We start from the raw sequence: 23,175 nt of genomic DNA, 5'->3' as shown, positions 1-23,175 counted from the left end.
GCCGAGATCGAGCCGGTGGCGCCCGACCCGCCCCGGGGCACTCCGATGGATCCCCGGACGCCGGCCGGCGGTCCCGGTCATGCGGCGGTGATGGTCCATCGGTCGCCGGCGCCGGAGTTCGGCGGCCGCAGCACGACGGCGGCGCCGGCGGAGGTGCCGCCCATGCCGTCCAGCGCGGTGCCGGTGCCCCGGTTGATGATCTGGTAGCGGCCGCCGCCCACGCTGTTGAGCCACCACTGCTGGTCGTCACCGCCGTGCCACGCCGCCTGCCGGCACACCGCGCCGGCCGCGGTGTCACCCCGGCTGTCGAGCACCAGGCCGTTGGTCCGGTTCACGATCCGGTACCACCCGCCGCCCAGGTCCACCGGCTGCCACTGCAGGTTGGTGCTGCCGTCCCAGTCCCACTGCTTGAGTACCGACCCCGGCGCCACCTCCCCGCCGCCGTCCAGCACCAGCCCGGTCACGGCGTTGCCGATCCGCGCCCAGCCGCCCGGCAGGCCGCCGCCACCGCCGATGTTCCAGTAGACGTTGTAGTTGACGCCGTGCGCGTCGTAGAACGGGATCAGTCTCACCGGTGCCCCGTTGGCGGTGGCGGTGAACGCCAGCGTGGTGCTCCCGGTGCGGATGACGGACGTGGTGGCCAGGCCGGGCACCGCCCCGAGCGCGGTGTCGCCGTAGTCGCCGGCCAGGACGACCGGCCCGTAGGTGATCGCCGCCAGGTTCGGGTCGTCGCCGGCGGCCCGGACGGTGACCTGCATGGGCAGCCGGACGGTGACGGTGTCGCCGTCGGCCCAGGCGCGGGTGAGGATGGCGTAGCCGCCGGGGTCGGTGGCGACGCGCTGCCGGGTGCCGTTGACGCCGACGGTGGCGCCGGCCGCCCAGGCGGGGATGCGGATCCGCATGGACCAGGATCCGGCGACGTTCCCGGTGACCCGCAGCGTGGTGGTGTCGCTCGCCGGGTACGCCGTGGTCTGGGTGACGGTGATGCCGCGCTCGGTCCAGTCCAGCACCGACGGCGTGAACAGGTTCACGATCAGCGTGGTGCCACGGTGGAAGTAGATGGAGTCCGCCAGCCCGGTGTGGGTCTCCAGGCCGGTCCCCTGGCAGCAGGTGAACGTGTCGTAGTCGGTGCCGTAGGTACGGCGGGCGCCGGGGTGCAGCGGGGTGAAGTGGCAGACGTGGCCATGGTCGTCGGCGGGGTTCTGCTGGCCGATCAGCTGGTTGAGCAGCGCCCGCTCGTAGTAATCGAACAGCTCGGCCCGGTCGGGGTGGAGGGTGAAGAGTTCCCGGGTCAGCTTGAGCAGGTTGTGGGTGGTGCAGCTCTCGCAGACGTCGCCGGTCAGGTGGCCGGCGACGGCGCCGGGCGGCCCGAAGCGCTCGGCCTGGCCGGTGCCGCCGATGACGTAGGTGTGCGCGCCGACGGCGATGTTCCAGGCGTTGACCGCGATGTCGCGGTAGCGGGTGACGCCGGTGGCCTGGTACGCGCGGGCCGCGCCGATCCACTTGGGCACCTGGGCCCGGGCGTGCAGCCCGTCGAGCCGGTCCTGGCCGGCCGCCAGCGGATCGAACGCCGCCGCGTGGTCGAAGCGCCGCGCCACCCCCGACCATCGGGCGTCCCCGGTCCGCAGGTAGAGGTCGGTCAGCACCGCGCCCATCCCGCCGAACTCGGTGTCCAGCACGGACTGCATCCGCTGCCCGCCCAGCCGGCCGGTCCGCCGGTCCACCCACCCGGCGAGGGCGACGGCCACGGTGCGCGCCCGGGAGTTCCCGGCCAGCACGTGCTGGTCGAGCAGGCCGGCCATGATCTTGTGCAGGGTGTACCAGGGCGCCCAGCCGCCCTGGCCGCTCTCCAGGCGGTCGAAGAAGCCCTCCGGGAACGCCGACAGGTAGCCGGCGTGGAATCCCCGGCCCGGCGCGGCCGCCTGGCAGGCCGCCAGCGCGTCGACCAGGTAGGCGCCCTTGCTCTGGTAGGCGGGGTCGCCGGTGATGGCGTACGCCTGGGCCAGCGCGGACAGGACATGGCCCGTCGTGTGCCCGCGTAACTCCACGCCGGGCGCCTCCCAGCCGCCGCACGGCCGGGCCGAACTGGCGATCCCGGCGTTGAGCCGGAAGGTGTGCAGCAACCGGTCCGCGTCGAGGAACCGCAGATAGGCCAGCGTGCGGTTCTGGCCGTCCAGCCAGCGACCGGCCGACAGGCGCACCTGTCCCGGCCGGAACGGGTGGGCCGACACGCCGATCTCCGCCGCGGCGCCGGCCTCGCGCGCACCGAGCGCCTGGCCGGCGGCGGTGCCGGCGAGGGCGATCCCGGCGGCCTGCAGGAGGCGGCGACGGCTGAGCGCTGCGGGCGACATGGGACCTCCTGACGGCGGCCGCCGGCGCTACCGGCCCGCGCCGGGCTCTGCCAAGACCCATCGTACGGAGGGATCACCCGTCCGCCCGCCGCGATCGGCACCTCCGGAGACGAGGCCGAGATCGGCGGTAACGGCCTCGGCCGGAATCGCGGCGGGCGGACGGGAGTACTAGGCGCGCTCTTGGCGCGACGGCTTGGCGAGCTAGTACTAATTAGCCCTACACCGACAGGGCGGTCAAGCAGTAAGACTCATACTCATCCGCCGAGAATCATCACTATTGGTGACTTTCTCGCATTCCGCTGACCGTTCATGGCCATCTGCCTGTTGTTACTGCCACCGACACCGACCGATGAGTACTACTCATCGGTGCTGGCGCCGAGAGCTTTCCCGGCCATGGTGGTGAAATTTTCATCTTTATCCGCCGGGGCCCCCGAGTCGTGCCGTCCCGCGCACATGTCCGGCATGGCCGGAGGCAGGCGGTGCCGGGGGTGCCGGGGGCGCGCTCCAGCGCGCCCGCCCGGCGGGCGTGGGCCGGCCGGCCGCGGTTCGCGGCGTGAAAGTTGCACGGCGCGTGCCGCATCGGCCTTACTCGCCGGCGGGATTCCGGGCGGGTGCTTGACCCGGCGGCGCCGCGGAATCAGACTCCGCGTCACCGGTGCGCATCCGCGCACCTGACCTCCAGGGAGAGTACGCATGCCTGGCCTGCTCCACCACCAGCACGCCGGCGTGACACCGCTCGCCGTCACCGCCGCCGATATCGGTTCCGCGGTACCCGCTCCTTCCGCGAGCACAAGTGTTAGCGCTAACAATCGTCGCCGGTCCGGGTCATCCGCGCTCCCGACCGCTCGGAAGGCAGGTCGCAGATGATCCAAGGAACCCTCAAGAAGGTGCTCGCCGCCGGCGCGATCACCCTGGCCGTCGCCGCCGGGCTCACCGGCGCCGGCCCGGCCCAGGCCGCGGCGTCCCAGCCGTGCGACATCTACGCCGCGGGCGGCACGCCCTGCGTCGCGGCGCACAGCACCACCCGGGCGCTGTACGCGGCGTACAGCGGCCCGCTCTACCAGGTCAGGCGGGCGTCGGACAGCACCACCCGGGACATCGGCGTGCTGAGCGCCGGGGGGTACGCCGACGCTGCCGCGCAGGACTCGTTCTGCGCCGGCACGAGCTGTCTGATCACCGTCATCTATGACCAGTCCGGCCGCAACAACCGCCTCACCCAGGCACCGCCCGGCACCTGGAAGGGCCCGGAGCCGGGCGGCTGGGACAAGCTCGCCGTGGCGAACGCCGCCCCGATCACCGTCGGTGGGAACAAGGCGTACGGGGTCTACATCTCACCCGGAACCGGCTACCGCAACAACGCCACCAACGGCGTCGCCAAGGGTGACCAGCCGGAAGGCATCTACGCCGTCGTGGACGGCGTCCACTACAACAACTGGTGCTGCTTCGACTACGGCAACGCCCAGACCAACAACCAGGCCAACGGGCCCGGCACCATGGAGACCGTCTACTTCGGCGCCGACCGGCAATGGGGCTACGGGGACGGCAACGGGCCGTGGATCATGGCCGACCTGGAGTTCGGCCTGTTCTCCGGGGTGAACGCCGGCTACAACCCCAACCCGCCGGTCAACCACCGGTTCGTCACGGCCATCGTCAAGGGCGAGTCGAACCACTGGGCCATCCGGGGCGGCAACGCGCAGTCCGGCGGGCTGTCCACCGTCTACGACGGGCGCCGGCCCAACGGCTACCACCCGATGAAGAAGGAGGGCGCGATCCTGCTCGGCATCGGCGGCGACAACAGCGTCAGCGGCGCCGGCACCTTCTACGAGGGCGTGATGACCACGGGCTACCCGACCGCCGCCACCGAGGACGCTGTGCAGGCCAACATCGTCGCCGCCGGGTACGGCGCGGGCGGTGGCACTCCGCAGCAGGGCGGCCAACTCGTCGGCGCCCAGTCCGGCCGGTGCGTCGACGTGCCGAACGGCAGCACCGCCAACGGCACCCAGGTGCAGCTGTGGGACTGCACCAGCGGTGCCGCCGGGCAGCGCTGGACCTACACCGCGGCCAAGCAGCTCCAGGTGTACGGCAACAAGTGCCTGGACGCCAACGGCCAGGGCACCGCGAACGGCACCCAGGTGATCATCTGGGACTGCAACGGCCAGGCCAACCAGCAGTGGAACCTGGCGGCCGGCGGCGCCGTCACCGGCGTGCAGTCCGGCAAGTGCCTGGACGCCAACGCCGCGGGCACGGCCAACGGCACCAAGCTCATCCTCTGGACCTGTAACGGCCAGGGCAACCAGCAGTGGACCCTGCGCAACTGACCCGGCGGCCCCGCCCGCCCGCCACGGCATGGTGGCGGGCGGGCGGACCCGCGGACGGGGGACCGGGCGCTAGGCGGCGAAGAGCAGCAGCAGGCCGGTCACCGTGTAGGCGACCATCAGCAGCAGGAGCGGGATCTGCCCCGGCACGGCCGTGCGGCGCGGGAAGAGCGCCAGCGCCCGGTCGTGGGCCAGCACGGTGCCCATGACGTGGCCCACCACGATCACCGTGACCTGGAACATGGCGACCGCCGCCGGGCTCAGCCCGGCCGCGCTCACCGTCCACCCGCCCGTCCCCAGCCAGTCCGCGCCGATGACCAGCGGGTCCGACAGCAGGGACACCGTCCGCTGGCCCTCCAGCACCAGCAGGGTGAAGTAGTGGGCGACCAGGTAGCCGACCGCGATCGGCACGATGGAGTGCGCCAGCTCGCCCGCCGTCCGCCCCGGCGCCGCGCCGCCCCACCGGCCGGCCAGCGCGGTGGCGCCCAGGTAGGCGGCCAGCACCGCGGCGATGACGACCACCAGGCCGGTGGTGCCCGGTATCACGGCCGGCGTGCCGCTCTCCTGGACGAATCGCACCCAGAACGGCGCGTTGGACACGCTGTCGTACATGGTGGACCCGAGCAGCACCACCACCAGCCCGGTCAGCCCGGGGGCCGGCGCCAGGCCGGCCATGCCGTCCAGCGGGTTACGCCAGGTGAGGGTGCCGTCGGGGTTGCGGCCGATCGGGGCGAGCCGGCCGATCAGGTCGCTGTAGGCCTCGAAGGCGTCTCCCTTGTCGAACCATCCGGAGCCGAAGAGCACCGCCCCCGCGAGCATGGCCACGCTGTAGGCCGCCAGCCAGGCACCGATCACCGGCAGGGTGGCGCGCTCGGGCGCGACCAGCTCCAGCCAGGTGAACGCGAACAGGCCGGCCGCGGCGGGCCGGTAGCCCAGCCCTTCGGGCAGCGGCCGCACCCCCCGCCGCGGGTCGCGCCGGAGCGCGGCGCAGGCCAGTAGATGCAGGGTCCGCAACGGGTTCAGCGCCCGCCAGACCGGCCCGAACAGCAGCGACAGCGGGATGAGACCCACCCAGAACAGCACGTAGAGCACGCCGGCCGTCGGGTTGGCGGCCCGGTCCGGGCCGAAGAGCAGGCCGAGGCAGAAGTACGCCGCGCCGAGCAGGCCGGCGATCCGCACCGACCACCGCCACGCCGGAGCGCCGCCGAGGTCCTGCAGCCACCTCGCCACCGGGCGGGCGTACCGGAGCGCCCCGGCCAGCCGCGGCTCGGTCCACAGCATGCCCAGCCCGGCGAACGACAGCACCAGTGCCAGCACGGCGCCGGTCAGCGCGGCCGCGAACGGGATCGGCAGGTCCTGGCGGCCGCCGATGCCATGCGCGAGCGGGAGCACCCGGCGCCGCCTAGCGCACCACGAGCTGGAAGAGCTGCAGCTCCTGCTCGTGCGTCTCGACCTCGAACAGTCCGGTCTGCCCGGCCACGAACTCGACGGTGGCCGGGGTGCCCGGGCGCAGGTCGGCGGCCTTGTCGTAGCCGTGCACGTGCGCCTGGTCGGCGACGTCGCTGGTGACGGTGATCCGTACCGTCTGCCCCTTGGCCACCTCGATCCGGCCCGGCGGCGGGGTCACCTTGCGGTCCTTGATGGTGACCGCGATCTCCTTGGCCTGCTGGGCGCCCGCCGGCGCGGGGGCGGCGGCGTCGGTCCCGCCGCAGGCGGCGGAGCCGAGCAGCGCCGCCCCGAGCAGCGTGGCGGCGGCGAGTGATCGGATGCGGGCGGCGAAGCGCTTCACGTTCGAGCTCCTGAGATGGAAGGGGAATGGATCCGCGCCGGGCTCGGTGCCGGATTCGGCGCCGGATTCGGTGCCGGACTCAGCGCCGGCCGGCGCGCGGCGCCTTCCCGGGACGCCGGGCGGCGGGACGCTTTCCGGACCCGCCGGGGCGGCCGGAGCGACCGGCGGCCGGTCGCCCGCCCGCGGCCCGCGGCCGGGCGGCCCGCGCGATCATGACACCGGCGCCGATGACCAGGAGGGCGGGCAGCAGCCACACCAGTAGGCCGCCGCCGGAATCCGCCGGGGCCGCCGGCGCGGCCGCCGGAGTCGATCCGGCCGCCGGTTCCGGGCCGTGGTCGCAGCCGGTCTCCGGCATGGTCCGCGGCGTGCACGCGGCCGACGGGGCACCGCTCGCCGTCACCGCGGCCTGCGGCCCGTCGGTCGGCGTCTGGCCGGACGCGACGAGCAGCGCGGGGTCGGGCGGATCTTTCGGGGTCTGCCAGCCCTTGGGGGCCTTGGTGGTCCGGCCCGCGTAGGTGAACCGGACCTCGCCCCGCACCACGTCCCCGTCGGAGGCCGCGGTCCAGTAACTCGCGACGTAGACGCCCTTGGCCGGCCAGTAGGCCACCGGGACCCGCGCCTCGAAGCCCTCGTGGTACAGCTTCGGCTCCCAGACGCCGTTGACGAGGAACAGCTCGCGGACCGGTTCGTCCAGGCGTTTCACCGCACCGTGCGTCCAGTGGCGGTCCACCCGGTCGCCGTTCGGAGCGGTCACCGTGAAATAGGCGTACGAAATCGGTCGTTCGGTGAAATACAACGATACGGCGGCCAGCGGCTCGGTCACCCGGCCGTCCTTCGCGGGCATCGACAGCGCCAGCTGCCCGTGCGCCTCGGCCGCGGGGGCCAGGCCGGCGATGACGAGCATCCCGGTGACGACCGGCAGCAGCACCCGCCGGAGGAACCGGACGGCCGCCCGGCCGGCGCCGGCCGGCGATTCGAAACGCACTCGGTGAGGATTCGCGGGCGTGGGCGAAGGCAACGAGTTCCTTCCGAGGGAGTCGAGGGGATACGTGCGCCGACCACGTGATTTACCACCGGGAACCGCCCGACCAGGAGTGCCATTCCTCGCCTAACGGATACAGCGTCCACATTTTCCTCACTGATGCACTAGAGCGTCAACCCTCCCCGTCACGGGCCCACCCCGGCACCGCGGGAGCGGCCGGCGCGACGGTGGAGATCGAATTCGAACCTGTGTACGAACCTGTGGATACTGTGGATAACTCGGCCGTCCGCGTGCCGCGCGCCGATCGGCGCCGCTCGGATCCGCCGCGCGTAGCAGGCGACCACCTCCCGCGGCCGCGGTGAGCCGACCACCCGGACGGCGTGCCGGATCGGCTTCACCGGCTCGGCGGCGGCGCGCCGAACTTCATCGTCGACGTGCGTTACCGGTCCGCCACGGCAGAGACGGCCCGAGCCGGCCGGGTGACCTCGGGCGTTTGGCGGGCGGTCCGGGGGGCACGCGAGTTCGTGACGAGCCAAGGAGGTTGTCATGCCGGCACGGAAGGACATGCCAAGCACGCTGCGGCGGTCGCCGAAGAAGGCGCAGGACACCTATGTGAAGGCGCACGACGCGGCGGTGCAGGAGTACGGCGAGGGCGAGCGGGCGCACCGGACGGCGTTCGCCGCGGTGAAGCACTCGTTCGAGAAGACGGGCGACCACTGGGAGCCCAAGGCGAAGAAGGGCCCGAGCGACGCCAAGGCGGCCGGCGGCCGGGACACCAAGGCGAAGACCGCCGGCGGGGTGGACGCGAACGCCAGCAAGGAACACCTGATGGACCAGGCGAAGAAGCTGGACATCAGCGGGCGCAGCCGGATGACCAAGTCCGAGCTGGTGGATGCGATCCAGAAGGCGAACGACCGGAGCACCCGCAAGGCGCGCGAGAAGTAGCCGCCCCGGCGTCCCGGCCGAACCGGCCACCGGGCCGGTCCCGGGCCGACCGCCGGGCGCCACCAGCTCGAGACCGCCGGGAGCCGCCACGCGCCCGGCGCCGCGAACACCCGCCGGGCAAGGCGCCGTCACCCGGGACGGGTGACGCGCGGCGGTCAGATGGCCACGGTGTCCAGGACGCCCGTGGCGAGGTCGGCGGCGGGCCGGTCGTACGCCTGGGCGAGCGACTGGAAGGTCTGCTCGGCCCGGATCGCCGGCCAGTCGCCGGGCAGGTGCTCGGCCGGCAGGTGCGGGTCCTGCCGGACCAGTTGCAGCCAGTCGGTGTGCAGCAGCAACTGCCGGGCCAGGTTGTCCGGCGCGCCCGGCAGCGGCCGGGGCACGTCCCACTGGGCGAGGAAGGCCCGGTACCGCCCGGCGATCCGCTCGATGTCGAACGCCTTGCGCACCAGGTCGGCCGCCTCCGTCGGCTTGAACGCCCGCGCGGTCAGCACGGTCACGTGCTCCCCCAGGCCGAGCGAGACCAGCACGTCGGTGACGTCCTTGGCGCCCGGCGCGATCCACAGCCCGCTCTGCAGCGGCCCGAACCCCTGCCAGATGAGCCGGGACCGCAGATCGTGGCGGGCACTGCGGCGGCTGTCCGGCAGCGAGAACCCGACGAGCGTCCAGGTGCCGTCCCAGTCGCGGTTCACCGCGCCGGTCTCCCACACCCGGCGGCGGCCGTCCTCCAGGACCTCCACGGCGTGCGGGGTGAGCCCGAAGTACACTTTCCGGCCCTGCCGGTGCCGGACCAGCAGGTTCCGCTTGGCCATCCGGGCCAGGGTCGAGCGGACGGCCTCCTCCGAGACGCCCAGCCGGGCGAAGACGTCGATGACGCTGCCGGAGTAGACGGCGACGCCGCGGCGCAGCACGTAGATGCCGAGGAAGCTGAACATCAGGGACTGCGGGCGCAGCGATGGCGCCGTCTGATCGTCTTCGCCGCCGAGGGTCACAGCAGAAGGGTAGACGTTCCTCGACGTCAGGCAAATTATTGACCCAGGTAACACAACTGCCATACGTTCGACACGTCACAGTATCCGGCGAAGGGCCAGTACATGGATCTGTCGGGCAAGGTGGCCGTGGTCACCGGCGCGGGCCGAGGTCTCGGGCGCGCGTACGCCGAGGCGCTGGCGGCGGCCGGCGCGGCGGTCGTCGTCAACGACGTGGACGGCGACGCGGCGGCGGCGGTCGCCGGCGAGATCACCGCGCGGGGCGGCGCCGCCGTGGCGGCCGCCGGCCCGGTCGGCACCGCCGAGGTCGCCGACCGGCTGGTCACCACGGCCGTCAAGGAGTTCGGCCGGCTCGACGTGATGGTGACCAACGCCGGAATCCTGCGTGACCGGGTGCTGTGGAAGATGTCCGACGACGACTTCGACGCCGTGATCGACGTCCACCTGCGCGGCACGTTCACCTGCGCCCGGGCCGCGGCCGCCCGGATGCGCGAGCAGGGCGACGGCGGCCGGCTGATCCTGGTCTCCTCGCCGGCCGGCCAGCGCGGCAACTTCGGCCAGACGAACTACGCCGCGGCCAAGGCGGGCATCGTCGCCATGGCGCGCACCTGGGCGATGGAGCTGGCCAGGGCGAACATCACGGTGAACGCGGTCGTCCCGGTGGCGGCCACCGAGATGACCCGGACGATCCCCGCCTTCGCGCCGGTCATCGAGGAGGCCGAGCGGACCGGGCGGCCGTTCCCCGGGTGGCTGCGCCGGGACGAGGGGCTGGGCACCGTCCAGGACGTCGCCCCGCTCGTCGTCTTCCTCGCCTCCGACGCCGCCGCCGCGGTGACCGGGCAGGCCATCGGCATCGGCGGCGACCGGCTCGCGCTGTGGTCGCATCCGGCCGAGAAGGCCGTCGCGTTCGCCGAGGGCGGCTGGAGCGCCGAGGCCATCGCCGCCTCCTGGGCCGCGGGCGTGGGCGCCGACCCCGAGACCTACGGCATCCCCGCGCCGAAGCCGCCGGAGCAGTCGGAGCCGCCGGAGGACCCCGGGCGGCCCGGGCGGCCGGGGACGCCGAACACCCCGGAGGGCTGAGCCGTGCCGCCGATGAACGTCCAGGACCTGGTCGCGATCGATGTGCACACGCACGCCGAGGTCTCCGCCACCGGGCACGCCTCGCTGAGCGACGAGCTGTTCGGTGCCTCGGCGAAGTACTTCAAGGAACACCCGAGGCCGGCCATCCCGGAGATGGCCGCCTACTACCGGGAGCGGCGGATGGCGGCGGTGGTGTTCACCGTGGACGCCGAGCACGCCACCGGGCATCCGCGCATCTCCAACGAGGAGGTCGCCGAGAGCTGCGCCGAGCACCCGGACGTGCTGATCCCGTTCGGCAGCGTCGACCCGTGGAAGGGCCGGGCCGGCGTCCGCGAGGCGCGCCGGCTGGTGACCGAGTACGGGGTGCGCGGCTTCAAGTTCCACCCGAGCCTCCAGGGCTTCGCGCCGAACGACCCGATGGCCTATCCGCTGTACGAGGCGATCGAGGAACTCGGGGCGATCGCGCTGTTCCACACCGGGCAGACCGGCATCGGCGCGGGCGTCCCCGGCGGCGGCGGGATCCGGCTGAAGTACTCCGACCCCATGCTGGTGGACGACGTCGCGGTGGACTTCCCCGAACTGCGGATCATCCTGGCCCACCCGTCCTTTCCCTGGCAGGACGCGGCGCTGGCGGTGGCCACCCACAAGCCGTACGTCCACATCGACCTGTCGGGATGGTCGCCCAAGTACTTCCCGCCGCAGCTGGTCCGGTACGCGAACACGCTGCTCAAGGACAAGGTGCTGTTCGGCTCCGACTACCCGGTGATCACCCCCGACCGGTGGCTCGCCGACTTCGACAAGCTCGAGATCAAGCCCGAGGTCCGCCCCCGGATCCTCAGGGACAACGCCGTGCGCCTGCTCGGCCTCGGCGATCCGGACACCATGCGGGAAAGGACGACGGACGCATGACCACCACAGCCGACGGGCTCGACGAGCTCAGGGCGCTCGCCGGGCGCGACCTCGGCCACGGCGACTGGCTGGAGATCACCCAGGAACGGGTGAACACCTTCGCCGCCGCCACCGACGACCACCAGTGGATCCACGTGGATCCCGAACGGGCGGCGAACGGCCCGTTCGGCGGCCCGATCGCGCACGGTTACCTGACCCTCTCCCTGCTGATCCCGCTGTTCAACGAGCTGCTGGAGATCCGCGGGGTGAAGATGAGCGTCAACTACGGCCTGGAGAAGGTCCGCTTCCCCAGCGCGGTCCGGGTCGGCGGCAAGGTCCGGCTGGCCGGCACCGTCGTCTCGGTCGAGGACGTACCCGGAAACGGCGTGCAGATGGTGCTCGACTTCACCGTGGAGACCGACGGTTCCGCCAAGCCCGCGTGCGTGGCCCGCGCGGTCTACCGGCACTACGCCTGACGCACTGGACGCCCCTGCCGCTGATATTGGGCAGAGCATTGACCTCCGTTAGTTATATGCCTAACCTCCGGACGAGACGGCGAGCCTCCGGCTCGCCCGGACGAGGAGCTCGGTCATGCCGAACCTGTCAGTCACACCCCCCGACCAGATCCAGCTCCGGCGCGCGGTGACCTCCGCCTTCCTGGGCAGCGTCATCGAGTACTACGACTTCCTGCTGTACGCCACCGCCTCCGCCGTCGTCTTCAACAAGGTCTTCTTCTCCGCCCTCGACCCGCTGGCCGCGACGGTCGCCAGCTTCGGCACCTTCGCCACCGGCTACCTCGCCCGGCCGCTGGGCGGCGTGCTCTTCGGCCACTTCGGCGACCGGCTCGGCCGCAAGCGCATGCTGGTGCTGACCATGGTCCTCATGGGCGTCGCCAGCTTCCTCATCGGCGTGCTCCCCACCTACGCGCAGGTCGGCGTGCTGGCCCCCATCGCCCTGATCGTGCTGCGCATCCTGCAGGGCATCGCCGTCGGCGGCGAATGGGGCGGCGCGGTGCTGATGTCCGCCGAGCACGCCACCAGCCGGCGCGGGCTGTGGGCCTCCTTCACCAACGCCGGCGCCCCCTTCGGCATGGTGCTGTCCACCGCGGCGCTCACCGGCACCGCGGCCATCGTCGGCGAGCAGGCGTTCCTGAGCTGGGGCTGGCGGGTGCCGTTCCTTATCAGCGTCGTCCTGCTGGGGATCGGGCTGTTCGTCCGCAGCCGGGTCCAGGAGACCCCGGTGTTCGAGGCCGTCCGCGACCAGGCCGCCCGGCAGAAGGCGCCGCTGCTCGACGTCGTCCGCAACCATCCGAAGACGCTGCTGCTCGGCGTCGGCGTCGGGCTGTCGGCCTTCGTCGCCCAGGGGACGCTCACCACCTACCTCATCGCCTACGGCGTGCGGACCGGCTTCCCCCGCCAGGACGTGCTGAACGCCCTCACCCTGTCGTCGGCGCTGGCCGTCCTCGGCATCATCGGCTGGTCGGCGCTGTCGGACCGCATCGGGCGCCGCCCGGTCGTGCTGGCGGGCGCGGTGCTCATGGCCGCGTTCGGCTTCGTGCTGTTCCCCATGGTGAACAGCGGCAGCACCACCGTGCTCACCCTCGCCCTGGTGCTCGGCCAGTCGATCCTGCACCCGCTGATGTACGGCCCGCTCGCCGCGCTGTACGCCGAACTGTTCCGCACCGGCAGCCGCTACACCGGAGCCTCGCTCGGCTACCAGCTCGCCGGCCTCGGCGCCGGGCTGGCCCCGCTGCTGTTCGCCCAGATCGACGCGTCATCCGGCGGCAAGGGGACCACGATGGTCTCGGTGGTCATCGCGGCCGCCTGCCTGCTGACCGTGGTCTGCCTGCTGGCCCTGCGGGAGACCAGCGGCCACGACCTCGCCGCGGACTCCGCGCCGGCGCCCCAGGCGGCCGGCCCGGCCGAGCCGTCCACCATCTGACCGGGGTCGGCACCGATGCGCAACGCCGGACTGGGAGGCTGGCCCGCCCGGCGGGCCCGGATGAGCCCGCACCGCACCGCCTTCGTCTCGGCGGACGGCCCGCTCAGCTACGCGGCCGTCCACGAGCGGACGGCGCGGCTGGCCTCCCGGCTGCGCGAGGCGGGGGTGCGGCCCGGGGACCGGGTCGCCTACCTCGGCCCCAACCACGTCGCCTTCACCGAGACGATGTTCGCCGCGCACGTGCTCGGCGCGATCTTCGTCCCGCTGAACTTCCGGCTGGCCGCCCCCGAGATCGCGTACATGCTGGACGACTCCGGCGCGTCGGTCCTGGTCTACGCCCCCGAGTGCGCCGAGCGGTGCGCGGCGGCGACGGCCGGCCGGCCCGGCCCGCGCACGCTCGTTGCGCTGGAGTCGCCCGCGGCCGGGGAACTCCACTACGAGACCTGGCTGGCCGGGGGCGACCCCACGCCCATCGACACGCCGGTGGCACTGGACGACATCGCCCTCATCCTCTACACCTCCGGCACCACCGGACGTCCCAAGGGCGCCATGCTCAGCCACGCCAACCTGGTGTGGAACTGCGTCAACCTGCTGGTCGGGGTGGACGTGACGAGCACCGAGGTGACGCTGATCAGCGCGCCGCTGTTCCACGTGGCCGCGCTGAACCAGACCCTGCTGCCGACCTTCCTCAAGGGCGGCACCTCGGTGATCATGCCGTCCTGGGACGTCGACCTCTGCTACGACCTCATCGAGAAGCACGGCGTGACCTGGATGTTCGGGGTCACCGCGATGTTCGCCGCGTTCGCCCGCTCGCCGCGGTGGCCCCGGGCGGACCTGTCCTCGCTGCGCACCCTGATGTCCGGCGGCGCGGCCATCCCGGTCGCGCTGATCCGCACCTACCAGGAGCGCGGCCTGACCTTCTGCCAGGGGTACGGGCTGACCGAGACCGCGCCGGGGGCGACCTTCCTGGAAGCGGGCGAGAGCGTGCGCAAGGTCGGCTCCGCCGGGGTGCCGGTGTTCTTCGCCAATGTCCGGGTCGTCCGCCCCGACCTCACCCCGGTCGCCCCCGGCGAGCCGGGCGAGGTGCTCATCCAGGGGCCCAACGTCACCCCCGGCTACTGGCGGAACCCCGAGGCGACCGCCGCCGCGCTCACCGAAGGCGGCTGGTTCCACTCCGGCGACCTCGCCACCGTCGACGACGAGGGGCACCTGTACATCGTCGACCGGGTGAAGGACATGTACATCTCCGGCGGGGAGAACGTCTACCCGGCGGAGGTGGAGAGCGTCCTGTTCGAGCATCCAGCCGTCGCCGAGGCCGCGGTGGTCGGCGTCCCGGACGAGCGGTGGGGCGAGGTCGGCCGGGCGTTCGTCGTCCCCGGCGCCGGCGCCGCACTCACCCCCGGCGAACTGCAGGACTTCCTGCTGCCCCGGCTGGCCAGGTACAAGATCCCGGTCTACTTCGACATCGTCGGCGCGCTGCCGAGAACCGGGTCCGGCAAGATCTGCAAGCCCGACCTGCGCGCCATGCCCATGCCCGCCGATCCCGAGGAGCGACCGTGATCGTCACAGATTTCGCCCGCGACCAGTGGTACGTCGCCGCCTACGGCCACGAGGTGGGCCGGCGGCAGCTCGGCCGCACCGTCCTCGGCGAACCCATCCTGCTCTACCGCACCGAGGACGGCCGGGCCGTCGCGATGGCCGACCGCTGCGTGCACCGCCGGTTCCCGCTGTCGGAGCAGCCCAGCCACCTGGTCGGCGACCGGGTGGTGTGCGGCTACCACGGCTTCACCTACGGCCCGGACGGCGTCTGCGTCGCGGTGCCCGCCCAGCAGCGCATCCCGCGCACCGCCCGGCTGCGCACCTACCCGGTGGTGGAGCAGGACTCGTTCGTGTGGGTATGGATCGGCGACCGCGAACCGGGTGACACCATGCCGCCGCGCGCGCCCTGGCTGGTCGCCCCCGGGTACACCACGGTGTGCGGCATGGAGCCGCTGAACGCGCGGTACGGCCTGCTGGTGGACAACCTGCTGGACCTGTCGCACGAGACCTACCTGCACGGCGGGTACATCGGCACCCCCGAGGTCGCCGAGACCCCGATCACCACCGAGGTCGACGACGAGGCGGGCGTGGTCTACGTCAGCCGGCACATGGCCGACGCGGCCTGCCCGCCGTTCTACGCCGAGTCGACCGGGATCAAGGGCCGGATCACCCGCTGGCAGGACATCGAGTACCACCCGCCGTGCCTGTACCTGCTGCACAGCCGGGTCGCCCCGGTCGGGTCGCGCCCGCCCGCGGCGGACGGCACCGACCCCGACGCCTTCCACGTCGAGGTCGTCTACGCCATCACCCCGTCCACGGCGAACACCACCTACGACTTCTGGGCCGTCGCCCGGGACTTCGCGCTGGACGACGAGAAGGTCTCCACCTTCCTGAGCGAGAGCAACCGCACCGTCGTGCTGCAGGACGTGGCCGCGCTCAACACCCTGGAGCAGGTCATCGCCGCCGAACCGGACCGCTACCAGGAGCTGTCGGTGAACATCGACACCGGCGGGCTGGCCGCCCGGAGGTTGCTCGCCCGGATGGCCGGCGCGGCCGAGCCGCGGACCGCCGCCCGATGACCGCCGGGGACCCCGGCGCCCGGCCCGGCCGCACCGTCTACCGCATCGAGTGGGTGCCGGGCACCGACCGGCTGCACGCCCGCTGCTTCTGCGGGGCGGCGCGGGAGTTCGAGGACCCGGTGGTCCTGTGGGACTGGCTGCTCGGCCACCCGGAGGGCCACCGCCCTCTCCCCGCCGCGCCGCACGACGCCCCGGTCCCGGCCGGCGCGCTCGCCTGACCCCGGACCGGGCCGGCCGGCGACGTCACCGGGACGCCGCGCCCGCCTGAACCCGGCACGTCCCGCCCGCGGCCCCGCCCGACCGCGGCCTGAGCCTTGACCCGCCCGCCCGCTGCCCCACCGGATGGCGGCCTGAGTCCTGCCGCACCCACCCGCGACACCACCGGACCGCGGATGTGGCCTCGGCCCGAGCCCGGCCTGACCGCGACCCCACCGGACGCGCCCGCCGACCAGGAAGGACCACCACCGCGATGTCCCGCACCGAACCGGAGCTCGACCTGAAGGTGGCCGGCCGGACGCGGGTCGCCGACGGCGTGGTCCTGCTGCGCCTGGTCCGGCCGGACGGTGGACCGCTGCCGCCCTGGACCCCCGGCGCGCACGTCGACCTGCTGCTCGCCCCGGACCTGGTCCGGCAGTACTCGCTGTGCGGCGATCCCGGCGACCTCGCCGCCTACCAGGTCGCGGTGCTCCGGGAGCCCGCCGGGCGGGGCGGCTCGGCGTACGTGCACGACCGGCTCGCCGAGGGCGACACGGTCCGGGTGCGCGGACCGCGCAACCGCTTCGTGCTGGACGACGCCGCCCGCTACCTGTTCATCGCCGGCGGCATCGGGATCACCCCGCTGCTGCCGATGGTCGCCGAGGCGGCCCGGCGCGGCGCGGACTGGCGGCTGGTGTACGGCGGGCGGACCCGGGCCTCGATGGCGTTCGCCGAGCGGCTCGCCGCCGAGCACCCAGGCCGGGTCGAGCTGTTCCCGCAGGACGCCACCGGCCTGCTCGACCTGGCGGCTCTGCTCGGCGTCCCAGCCGCGGGCACGCTCGTCTACTGCTGCGGGCCCGAGCCGCTGCTCGCGGCCGTCGAGGACCGGTGCGCCTCCTGGCCGGCCGGAGCCCTGCGGGTCGAACGGTTCGTGCCCGCCGCCCCGGACGAGAGCCGGTCGGCGGCGGCGTTCGAGGTGGAGCTGGCGCAGACCGGCGTGACGCTCACCGTCCCGGCCGACCGTCCCATCCTGGACGTCGTCGAGGAGGCCGGGGTCGCGGTGCTCTCCTCCTGCCGGGAGGGCACCTGCGGCACCTGCGAGACCGTGGTGCTGGACGGCGTCCCCGACCACCGTGACAGCCTGCTCACCGAGGAGGAACGCGCGGCCGGCGACATCATGTTCATCTGCGTCTCCCGCTCCCGCTCCCCCCGCCTCGTCCTCGACCTGTGACCCGCGGGGCCCGGCCGGGCTCGGACGCGGGGAGCGTCACCGGCGGCGCTTCCGCAGGTTGGCGGCGAGGGCACCGATCACCGCCAGCAGCCCCGCGCCGGCCGCCGCTCGGGCGGGACGGGACGGCGAGGTCGCGGCGACGGTGCCCAGCGCCCAGCCGGCCGTCGCGGCGACCGGGAGCGCGCCCTGCCGGCTGGTGCGGACGACACCTGCCAGCCCGCCCGCCCCGGCCAGCAGCGCGGACACCGCGGTGATCACCGCCGGCCGGGAGCGCGGAGGCACTCTGGTCGCCACGCTGACGGCGTTGACGATCGCGGCCACGCCGGTCCAGCCGAGGAGCAGGCCGGTGCCGACCGGGACGAGGCGCTGGGCCCCGGCCGGGTCGAACGACTGAAGCCGCCGGTGCGCGACGGCGGAGAATCCGACGCCGGTCGCGAGCACCAGCGGGGTGGGCGTCCACCGGCCCGACTGGACGATCAAAGCCCACAGTGCGTTACTGGCGTACGAGCCGGCGAGCGGCCAGCCGGTCCGGCGGTGCAACTCGCTGGATCGCTGTCCCGGTAGTGCCTGGACGACGCCGGCGGCCCCGCAGGCGGCGTAGATGGGACCCCACACCGCGAAGGCGGGGCCGGGCGGGGTGATCACGGTGGGGTGGCGTCCGGCCACCTCTGGTTCCGGACGCAGGCCGAGCAGCGGCCCGGCCAGGGGGAGCAGAGCCTGGGCGGCCCCGGCCACCAGCACCGCCGCGATACGCCGGCGGTCGGCCACGGTGAGATCTGGTCTGGTTTCCCTGATCATCTCGACTCCTCCAGTGCAGGGCGGGCGTTCCGGGTCGTCCGGCGCTCCTATCCGGGAGCCGCCGGCCCGATCACGCGGGCCTTGCGGTACGGACGTTATGGGCCTAGATTCGCTCTGTTATCGAGTTACCCTATAGAGGAGCTTTAATGCGCGAGGTCGCGACGTCATCCGATACCCGGGCAGGACCGAAGAAGGCTGACAAGGACCGGAGGCGCTGGTGGGGGCTGGTCTTCATCAGCCTGGCCGTCGCCATGGTCATCGTGGACGTCACGATCATCAACATCGCCGTTCCGGCCATCGTGAGCGATCTGCGGGTGGGGTCGACAACGACCCAGTGGATCCAGGAGGCTTACACGCTGACGCTGGCCGCCCTGCTGCTCAGCTCCGGCCGGCTGGCGGATCTGTTCGGCCGGCGCCGGTTGCTGCTCGCCGGCATCCTGGTGTTCGTCGTGGGCAGCGTGGTGGCGGCCGTGGCGGCCGGCGGAGCGATGCTGGTCGGCGCCCGGGTGATCCAGGGCATCGGCGGCGCCGCCATCCTGCCGACGACGCTGTCCATCATCAACGCGACGTTCCGCGGCCGGGAGCGGGCCACCGCGTTCGCCGTCTGGGGTTCGACCATCGGTGCGGTGGCGGCACTCGGCCCGCTGCTCGGCGGCTGGCTCGTCGGCCACTTCTCCTGGCACTGGGCATTCTGGATCAACGTCTTCCTCGGCGCGATCGTCACGGCGGGAATCGTGCGGTGGGTGGGCGAATCGCGTGACGCGGAAGGCCCCCGGGGTGTCGACGTCCTCGGCGTGGGACTGTCCGCACTGGCCGTCGCCGCGCTGGTGTTCGGGCTGATCGAGGGCCGCGGCGAGGGATGGTTCACCGCGCTCGGCGGCGACGGTGTGCTCGGCAGCGGTCTCTCGCCGGTGCCGATGGCCTTCGGGCTGTCCCTGGGCGCGCTGCTGTGCTTCGCCCGGTGGCAACGGCGCCGCCGGCGCCTGCGCCGGTCGGTCGTCCTGGACGTGAGCCTGTTCAAGATCAAGACATTCGCGCAGGGCAACCTCGTCGTCATGGTGGTCGCGCTCGGACAGCTCGGCCTGCTGTTCGTGCTACCCCTGTGGCTGCAGAACGTCCTCGGCTACTCACCCCTCCGGGCCGGTGCGATGATCACCGCGGTCGCCATAGGGGCGTTCGTGGCGGCGGGAGTGACCCCGGCGCTGGCTCCACGATGGGGAGTCCCGGCGGTGCTTCGCATCGGCCTCGTCGCGGAGATCGCGGCATTCGCCGTCCTGGCGGTGTCGGCGACGCCGGACGCGTCGGCGTGGGCGATCGTACCGGCGTTGACGCTCTACGGATTCGGCGTCGGCACCGCGGACGCCCAGTTGCCCAGCCTGATCCTGTCCGACGTCCCGGCGGCCGGCAGCGGGCAGGCCGCCGGAACCCAGGGCACGGCGCAGGAGATCGGGTCGGCCATGGGCGTGGCGATCCTCGGCACCCTGTTGTTCTCCATGCTGTCGTTCCACCTCGACGAAAGGCTGGCGGACGCGGGCGTGGCGGCGGACCGGCGCGGTCCGATCAGCGAGGCGGTCGTGGGTTCCGCCGGAACGGTGATTCCCGCCATCCCGGACCTGCCGGTCCGGCGTGCCGCCGAGGAGGCGTTCTCAGCCGCCACCCGGGACGCGGCGCTCGCCGGAGGTATCGTGATCATTCTCGGCCTGATCTCGACGTCGGTGTTCCGCCGGCGCCCGGTGCCCGGCGACGCGGGCGACGGCGTACGGTCCGATGACGCCGGACCGGCGTCCGGTGATCAACCGGATCCGCCCCGATGAAGGTCCAGCGCGGCGGTCAGGAAACGCCGGATCGCCTGGCGCTCCTCCGGTCCGAAGGACAGCTCCAGCGAGACGAGCGCGTCGGCGAGCGGCCGCAGTTCCGCCGCTATCGCCGCGGCCGTCCTCTCCGTCACGGCCAAGGTCTGCCGGCGGCGGTCGGCGGGATGCGGGCGGCGCTCCACGTGGCCGTCGCGCTGCAGGCGGTCGACCAGGCTGGTGGCCGATCCGGAGGAAATGCCCAGCAGCCTGCCCAGACCCACCGGCCCGATCGGATCCCGATCAACGATCAGATGCTTGATGGCCTGGTAGTCGGTCGAATTCAGGCCGAGCTTCTCGCGAATCCGCAGATCCACTTGAGCGGTCGCGACCGCGAGTTCGTGCAGCATCTGCGGCGTCGACTCCGGCATCCCGGTAGCGGCCGGTGATCGGTCGAACCCACTCACATACGCGAGTGTACGGGCCGGGTGACCGGACCTCGCCCTCACGGCCACCGCGCCGAGTGCACCCGTACGGTGAGCTGGACGCGGTCGCGCAGTCCCAGCTTGCGCAGCACGCTGGAGACGTGGTTCTTCACCGTGCCCTCGGTGATGAACAGACGCGCGGCGATCTCCCGGTTGACCGCTCCGGCGGCCACCATCCGCGCGACCTCCTGCTCGCGGGCCGAAAGCAGCTCCCACCCGGGCGGCTCGGCACGTTCGGGCGACGTGCGCCGTAGCCCGGCGACCAGGCGGGCCGCGGCCGGACCGCCCAGCACGGTCTCCCCGCGGCGCACCCGGTGCACGGCCGCCACCAGCTCGTCCGGTGAGCAGTCCTTGAGCAGGTAGCCGGCGGCACCGCCGCGCAGCGCGCCGACCACGTATTCGTCCTCGTCGAACGTGCTCAGCACGATGACCGCCACCTGCGGATGTTCCGCGGCCATCCGGACGACCAGCTCCACCCCGTTCATGCCCGGCATGCGCATGTCCACCAGCGCCACGTGCGGGCGGCGGTCCCCGACCACCCGCAGTGCCTCCGGGCCGTCCGCGGCCTCGCCGACGACCTCGATGCCCTCCTCGATCTCCAGCAGCTTGCGCAACCCCTGGCGGATCAGCAGCTGGTCGTCCACCAGCACGACCCGGACCGGCGTCATGACCCGGCCTTCACCAGCGGGAGTTCGGCGCGCAGCTCGAAACCGCCGCCGGGCCGGTCGGCACCGGCCACCGCGCCGCCGAGCGCTCTGGCGCGCTCCGCCAGCGAGCTCAGCCCGAAGCCGCCGGTCGCCCCGCCGCCGGTTCCCCGGCCGTCGTCGCTGACGACCAGGACGACCGCCTCCTCCTCGAAGGTGAGCGTGCCCCGCACCCGCTCGGCCCCGGAGTGCCGCAGGGCGTTCGTCAGCCCTTCCTGGAGCACCCGGTACAGGACCAGTTCTATGTCGGGCTCCAGGCGCCGCTCCATACCGCGCACCTCGAACCGCACGCTGACGCCGGTGCCGTCGAACGACGCCGCCAGCCCCTCCAGCGCGGCGCTGCCCATCCGGCTGTCCAGCGCCAGCGGGCGCAGCACGCGCACCCAGCGCCGCGCGTCGGTCAACGCCGCCGCGGTGAGGTCCTTGGCCTGCCGGACCTCCGCCCAGGCGTCCTCCGGCCGGCGCTGCCGGAAGCGCTCGGCGTTCTCCAGGCCCATCTTGATGACGGTCAGATGGTGACCGACCGAGTCGTGCATCTCCGCGGCCATCCTGGCCCGTTCCTCGGCCACGGCCAGCTCCCTTATCCGTTCCAGCAGTTCCTGGGCCTCCTCGCGACGACGGCGCGCCTCCAGCGTGGCGAGGGCCATGCCGAGCACGAACGTGGAGAACACCGCCGCCGCGCCCCCCTGGACGAGACCCGAGGCGAGCGTCTTGCCGAAGAGCAGCGGCTCGGCGAGGACCATCTGGACCACCAGACAGCAGACGATGGCCAGCACGTACCGCATGCGGTACAGGAATGGCAGGTTGGCCACCGCGATGAGGGTCAGCGGCATGTGAACCGACGACGAACCGGTCCACCCCAGCAGGATCGTCGCGGCGAGGAAGGCCGGAGCGGTCCAGCGGCGGCCCCGTGCGGGGTGCCACGGAAGCACCATCCACAGCACCGTGACCAGCACGAGATTGGTGCCGAAGACGACGCATTCGAGCGGGCTCCTGATACCGGTCGCGACCATCTGCCCCAAGGACGCGATCAAGACGGCCATCACCGCCCAGAACACGAGGTCGAACGGGAACGGCCGGTCGGTGTCGCGCAGCCGGTCGAAACACGCCATACCACCGACCCTAGATCTCCGCCACGCTGATGGGACCGTCCCGGCCGAAAGCATGACCCTGGTCATGGTCCGGCTCTACCCGACGCTCGATGTGCCAGGCCCGGGGAGACGCCTAGCGTTGCCGCATGAGAGCCACCAAACCCGTCTGGGCCGTACTGATAGCGCTCGGTGTGATGATCGTTCAGACCGCCGCGGGGCCGTTACTGGTGATGCTGCTCGCCGGCGGGCGCGACGGCCCGCTGATCCGGATCCTCGCCGCGCTGTCGGTGACGCTCGTCTCGGTCCCGCTGGTGTACGCCGTCCGCCGCTTCCTCCATCGGCAGAGCTGGTCCGGAGTCGGGCTGACCTGGTCGTGGGCCGCCGTCCCGCAGGCACTGGCGGGCTTGGCCGCGGGCGTGGCCGCCGTCGCGCTTCCCGCCGCCCTCGCGGTGGCGCTGGGGGTGACGAGCTGGGCGGAGTGGCCGCAGCGGGGCGGGGCGCTGCTGTCGAATCTGCCGGTCGTGCTCGCCGCCATCGTCCTGGCCCAGGCCTTTCCCGAGGAACTGGTGTGGCGGGGCCACCTGTACGACACGCTGTCCGGCCGGCTGTCCACCGCGGCGGTGGTGGCCACCGTGTCGGTGGGGTTCGGGGCGCTGCACATCATCTCGCAGAGCCCGGCCGACACCCTCGCCGAGAGGCTGCTGTACGTCCTGATGGCCACCGCGCTGGGGTTCGCGTGTGCCATGGCCCGGCTGCGCGGCGGCGCGGTGTGGATGGCGGTGGGCGTGCACACCGGCCTGCACATCGGCCTGCGTCTGGCGGCCACCGCGGACACCCACTACGGCGTGCAGTTGCTCCTGATGACCGCCGGCCTCACCCTGGCCGGCGTCCTGATCGGCCGGCCGTTCCGCCGCTCGGGAACCGGACCGGAACCGGTGCCCGCGGCCCGGCCGGAACCGGCGACCGGCGAAGGCCGCTGAGAGCAC

At 73.0% G+C, this 23,175-nt stretch carries 21 protein-coding genes; 12 read left to right on the top strand and 9 right to left on the bottom strand.

All coding sequences use genetic code 11. From position 1 onward, the window contains the following. Window positions 1-77 precede the first annotated feature (77 nt). Window positions 78-2,351, bottom strand: a complete 2,274-nt coding sequence (locus tag Sru01_RS35880) for a beta-L-arabinofuranosidase domain-containing protein (RefSeq protein WP_239137709.1) — start codon at window positions 2,349-2,351, stop codon at window positions 78-80. An 863-nt stretch (window positions 2,352-3,214) separates the two neighbouring features. Here Sru01_RS35880 and Sru01_RS35875 point away from each other — a divergent pair. Next, on the top strand, window positions 3,215-4,669 hold the full coding sequence (locus tag Sru01_RS35875; RefSeq protein WP_239137708.1) for an arabinofuranosidase catalytic domain-containing protein: 1,455 nt from the start codon (window positions 3,215-3,217) through the stop codon (window positions 4,667-4,669). A gap of 69 nt (window positions 4,670-4,738) precedes the next feature. Here the strand turns inward: Sru01_RS35875 and Sru01_RS24660 are convergent, their stop codons facing one another. From Sru01_RS24660 to Sru01_RS24650, 3 genes are all read right to left on the bottom strand, one after another. Then, on the bottom strand, window positions 4,739-6,058 hold the full coding sequence (locus Sru01_RS24660; protein ID WP_203990224.1) for a hypothetical protein: 1,320 nt from the start codon (window positions 6,056-6,058) through the stop codon (window positions 4,739-4,741). 10 nt (window positions 6,059-6,068) lie between these two features. Then, window positions 6,069-6,455 (bottom strand): cupredoxin domain-containing protein, encoded by a 387-nt coding sequence (locus Sru01_RS24655; protein ID WP_203990223.1) that lies wholly within the window; start codon window positions 6,453-6,455, stop codon window positions 6,069-6,071. Between the two features lie 79 nt (window positions 6,456-6,534). Then, complete coding sequence (locus tag Sru01_RS24650; protein WP_203990222.1) at window positions 6,535-7,440, bottom strand: copper resistance CopC family protein; 906 nt, start codon at window positions 7,438-7,440, stop codon at window positions 6,535-6,537. Between the two features lie 543 nt (window positions 7,441-7,983). On the opposite strand from Sru01_RS24650, the gene Sru01_RS24645 reads away from it, so the two are divergent. After that, the gene (locus Sru01_RS24645; RefSeq protein ID WP_203990220.1) at window positions 7,984-8,382 is read left to right on the top strand and encodes a ChaB family protein; all 399 of its coding nucleotides are present in this window, start codon (window positions 7,984-7,986) and stop codon (window positions 8,380-8,382) included. 155 nt (window positions 8,383-8,537) lie between these two features. Here Sru01_RS24645 and Sru01_RS24640 read toward each other — a convergent pair whose 3' ends face one another. Continuing rightward, a complete protein-coding gene (locus Sru01_RS24640; protein ID WP_203990218.1) occupies window positions 8,538-9,371 on the bottom strand; it encodes a PaaX family transcriptional regulator in 834 nt (277 codons plus the stop codon). 102 nt (window positions 9,372-9,473) lie between these two features. Between Sru01_RS24640 and Sru01_RS24635 the strand changes: the two genes are divergently transcribed. The 8 genes from Sru01_RS24635 (at window position 9,474) to Sru01_RS24600 (ending at window position 17,321) form a co-directional block, all read left to right on the top strand. Further along, complete coding sequence (locus tag Sru01_RS24635; RefSeq protein WP_203990216.1) at window positions 9,474-10,448, top strand: SDR family NAD(P)-dependent oxidoreductase; 975 nt, start codon at window positions 9,474-9,476, stop codon at window positions 10,446-10,448. Window positions 10,449-10,460: 12 nt separating this feature from the next. Then, complete coding sequence (locus Sru01_RS24630; protein WP_203990214.1) at window positions 10,461-11,357, top strand: amidohydrolase family protein; 897 nt, start codon at window positions 10,461-10,463, stop codon at window positions 11,355-11,357. After that, on the top strand, window positions 11,354-11,812 hold the full coding sequence (locus Sru01_RS24625; protein WP_203990212.1) for a MaoC family dehydratase: 459 nt from the start codon (window positions 11,354-11,356) through the stop codon (window positions 11,810-11,812). Before Sru01_RS24630 ends, Sru01_RS24625 begins: the two co-directional genes overlap by 4 nt. Before the next feature lie 115 nt (window positions 11,813-11,927). After that, window positions 11,928-13,277, top strand: coding sequence for an MFS transporter (locus tag Sru01_RS24620; RefSeq protein ID WP_203990210.1), 1,350 nt, complete (start codon window positions 11,928-11,930; stop codon window positions 13,275-13,277). Window positions 13,278-13,292: 15 nt separating this feature from the next. After that, entirely contained in the window at window positions 13,293-14,837 is a 1,545-nt protein-coding gene (locus tag Sru01_RS24615; RefSeq protein ID WP_203990208.1) for an acyl-CoA synthetase, read from the top strand. Then, complete coding sequence (locus Sru01_RS24610; RefSeq protein WP_203990206.1) at window positions 14,834-15,895, top strand: Rieske 2Fe-2S domain-containing protein; 1,062 nt, start codon at window positions 14,834-14,836, stop codon at window positions 15,893-15,895. Before Sru01_RS24615 ends, Sru01_RS24610 begins: the two co-directional genes overlap by 4 nt. Continuing rightward, window positions 15,892-16,113, top strand: a complete 222-nt coding sequence (locus tag Sru01_RS24605) for a hypothetical protein (protein WP_203990204.1) — start codon at window positions 15,892-15,894, stop codon at window positions 16,111-16,113. Before Sru01_RS24610 ends, Sru01_RS24605 begins: the two co-directional genes overlap by 4 nt. Before the next feature lie 251 nt (window positions 16,114-16,364). Further along, window positions 16,365-17,321, top strand: coding sequence for a PDR/VanB family oxidoreductase (locus Sru01_RS24600; protein ID WP_203990202.1), 957 nt, complete (start codon window positions 16,365-16,367; stop codon window positions 17,319-17,321). A gap of 36 nt (window positions 17,322-17,357) precedes the next feature. Here the strand turns inward: Sru01_RS24600 and Sru01_RS24595 are convergent, their stop codons facing one another. After that, entirely contained in the window at window positions 17,358-18,119 is a 762-nt protein-coding gene (locus Sru01_RS24595) for a TspO-related membrane protein (RefSeq protein ID WP_203990200.1), read from the bottom strand. 146 nt (window positions 18,120-18,265) lie between these two features. Here Sru01_RS24595 and Sru01_RS24590 point away from each other — a divergent pair, with 146 nt between their 5' ends. After that, window positions 18,266-19,933, top strand: a complete 1,668-nt coding sequence (locus tag Sru01_RS24590) for a DHA2 family efflux MFS transporter permease subunit (protein WP_203990198.1) — start codon at window positions 18,266-18,268, stop codon at window positions 19,931-19,933. Here Sru01_RS24590 and Sru01_RS24585 read toward each other — a convergent pair. From Sru01_RS24585 to Sru01_RS24575, 3 genes are read right to left on the bottom strand one after another with little or no spacing between them, the layout of a single operon-like run. Continuing rightward, window positions 19,912-20,376, bottom strand: coding sequence for a MarR family winged helix-turn-helix transcriptional regulator (locus Sru01_RS24585; protein ID WP_203990196.1), 465 nt, complete (start codon window positions 20,374-20,376; stop codon window positions 19,912-19,914). The genes Sru01_RS24590 and Sru01_RS24585 overlap by 22 nt on opposite strands. 38 nt (window positions 20,377-20,414) lie before the next feature. Next, on the bottom strand, window positions 20,415-21,062 hold the full coding sequence (locus Sru01_RS24580) for a response regulator (RefSeq protein ID WP_203990194.1): 648 nt from the start codon (window positions 21,060-21,062) through the stop codon (window positions 20,415-20,417). Continuing rightward, entirely contained in the window at window positions 21,059-22,210 is a 1,152-nt protein-coding gene (locus Sru01_RS24575; protein WP_203990192.1) for a sensor histidine kinase, read from the bottom strand. Before Sru01_RS24575 ends, Sru01_RS24580 begins: the two co-directional genes overlap by 4 nt. 125 nt (window positions 22,211-22,335) lie before the next feature. Here Sru01_RS24575 and Sru01_RS24570 point away from each other — a divergent pair, with 125 nt between their 5' ends. After that, window positions 22,336-23,169: a CPBP family intramembrane glutamic endopeptidase gene (locus Sru01_RS24570; RefSeq protein WP_203990190.1), complete on the top strand. Its 834-nt coding sequence runs from the start codon at window positions 22,336-22,338 to the stop codon at window positions 23,167-23,169. The last annotated feature ends 6 nt before the right edge of the window (window positions 23,170-23,175 follow it).

It is taken from the genome of Sphaerisporangium rufum (assembly GCF_016863395.1).
GTDB classification, from domain to species: domain Bacteria; phylum Actinomycetota; class Actinomycetes; order Streptosporangiales; family Streptosporangiaceae; genus Sphaerisporangium; species Sphaerisporangium rufum.
Note: the sequence above shows the minus strand (reverse complement) of the source record. Positions and strands in the feature narration are given on the sequence as shown.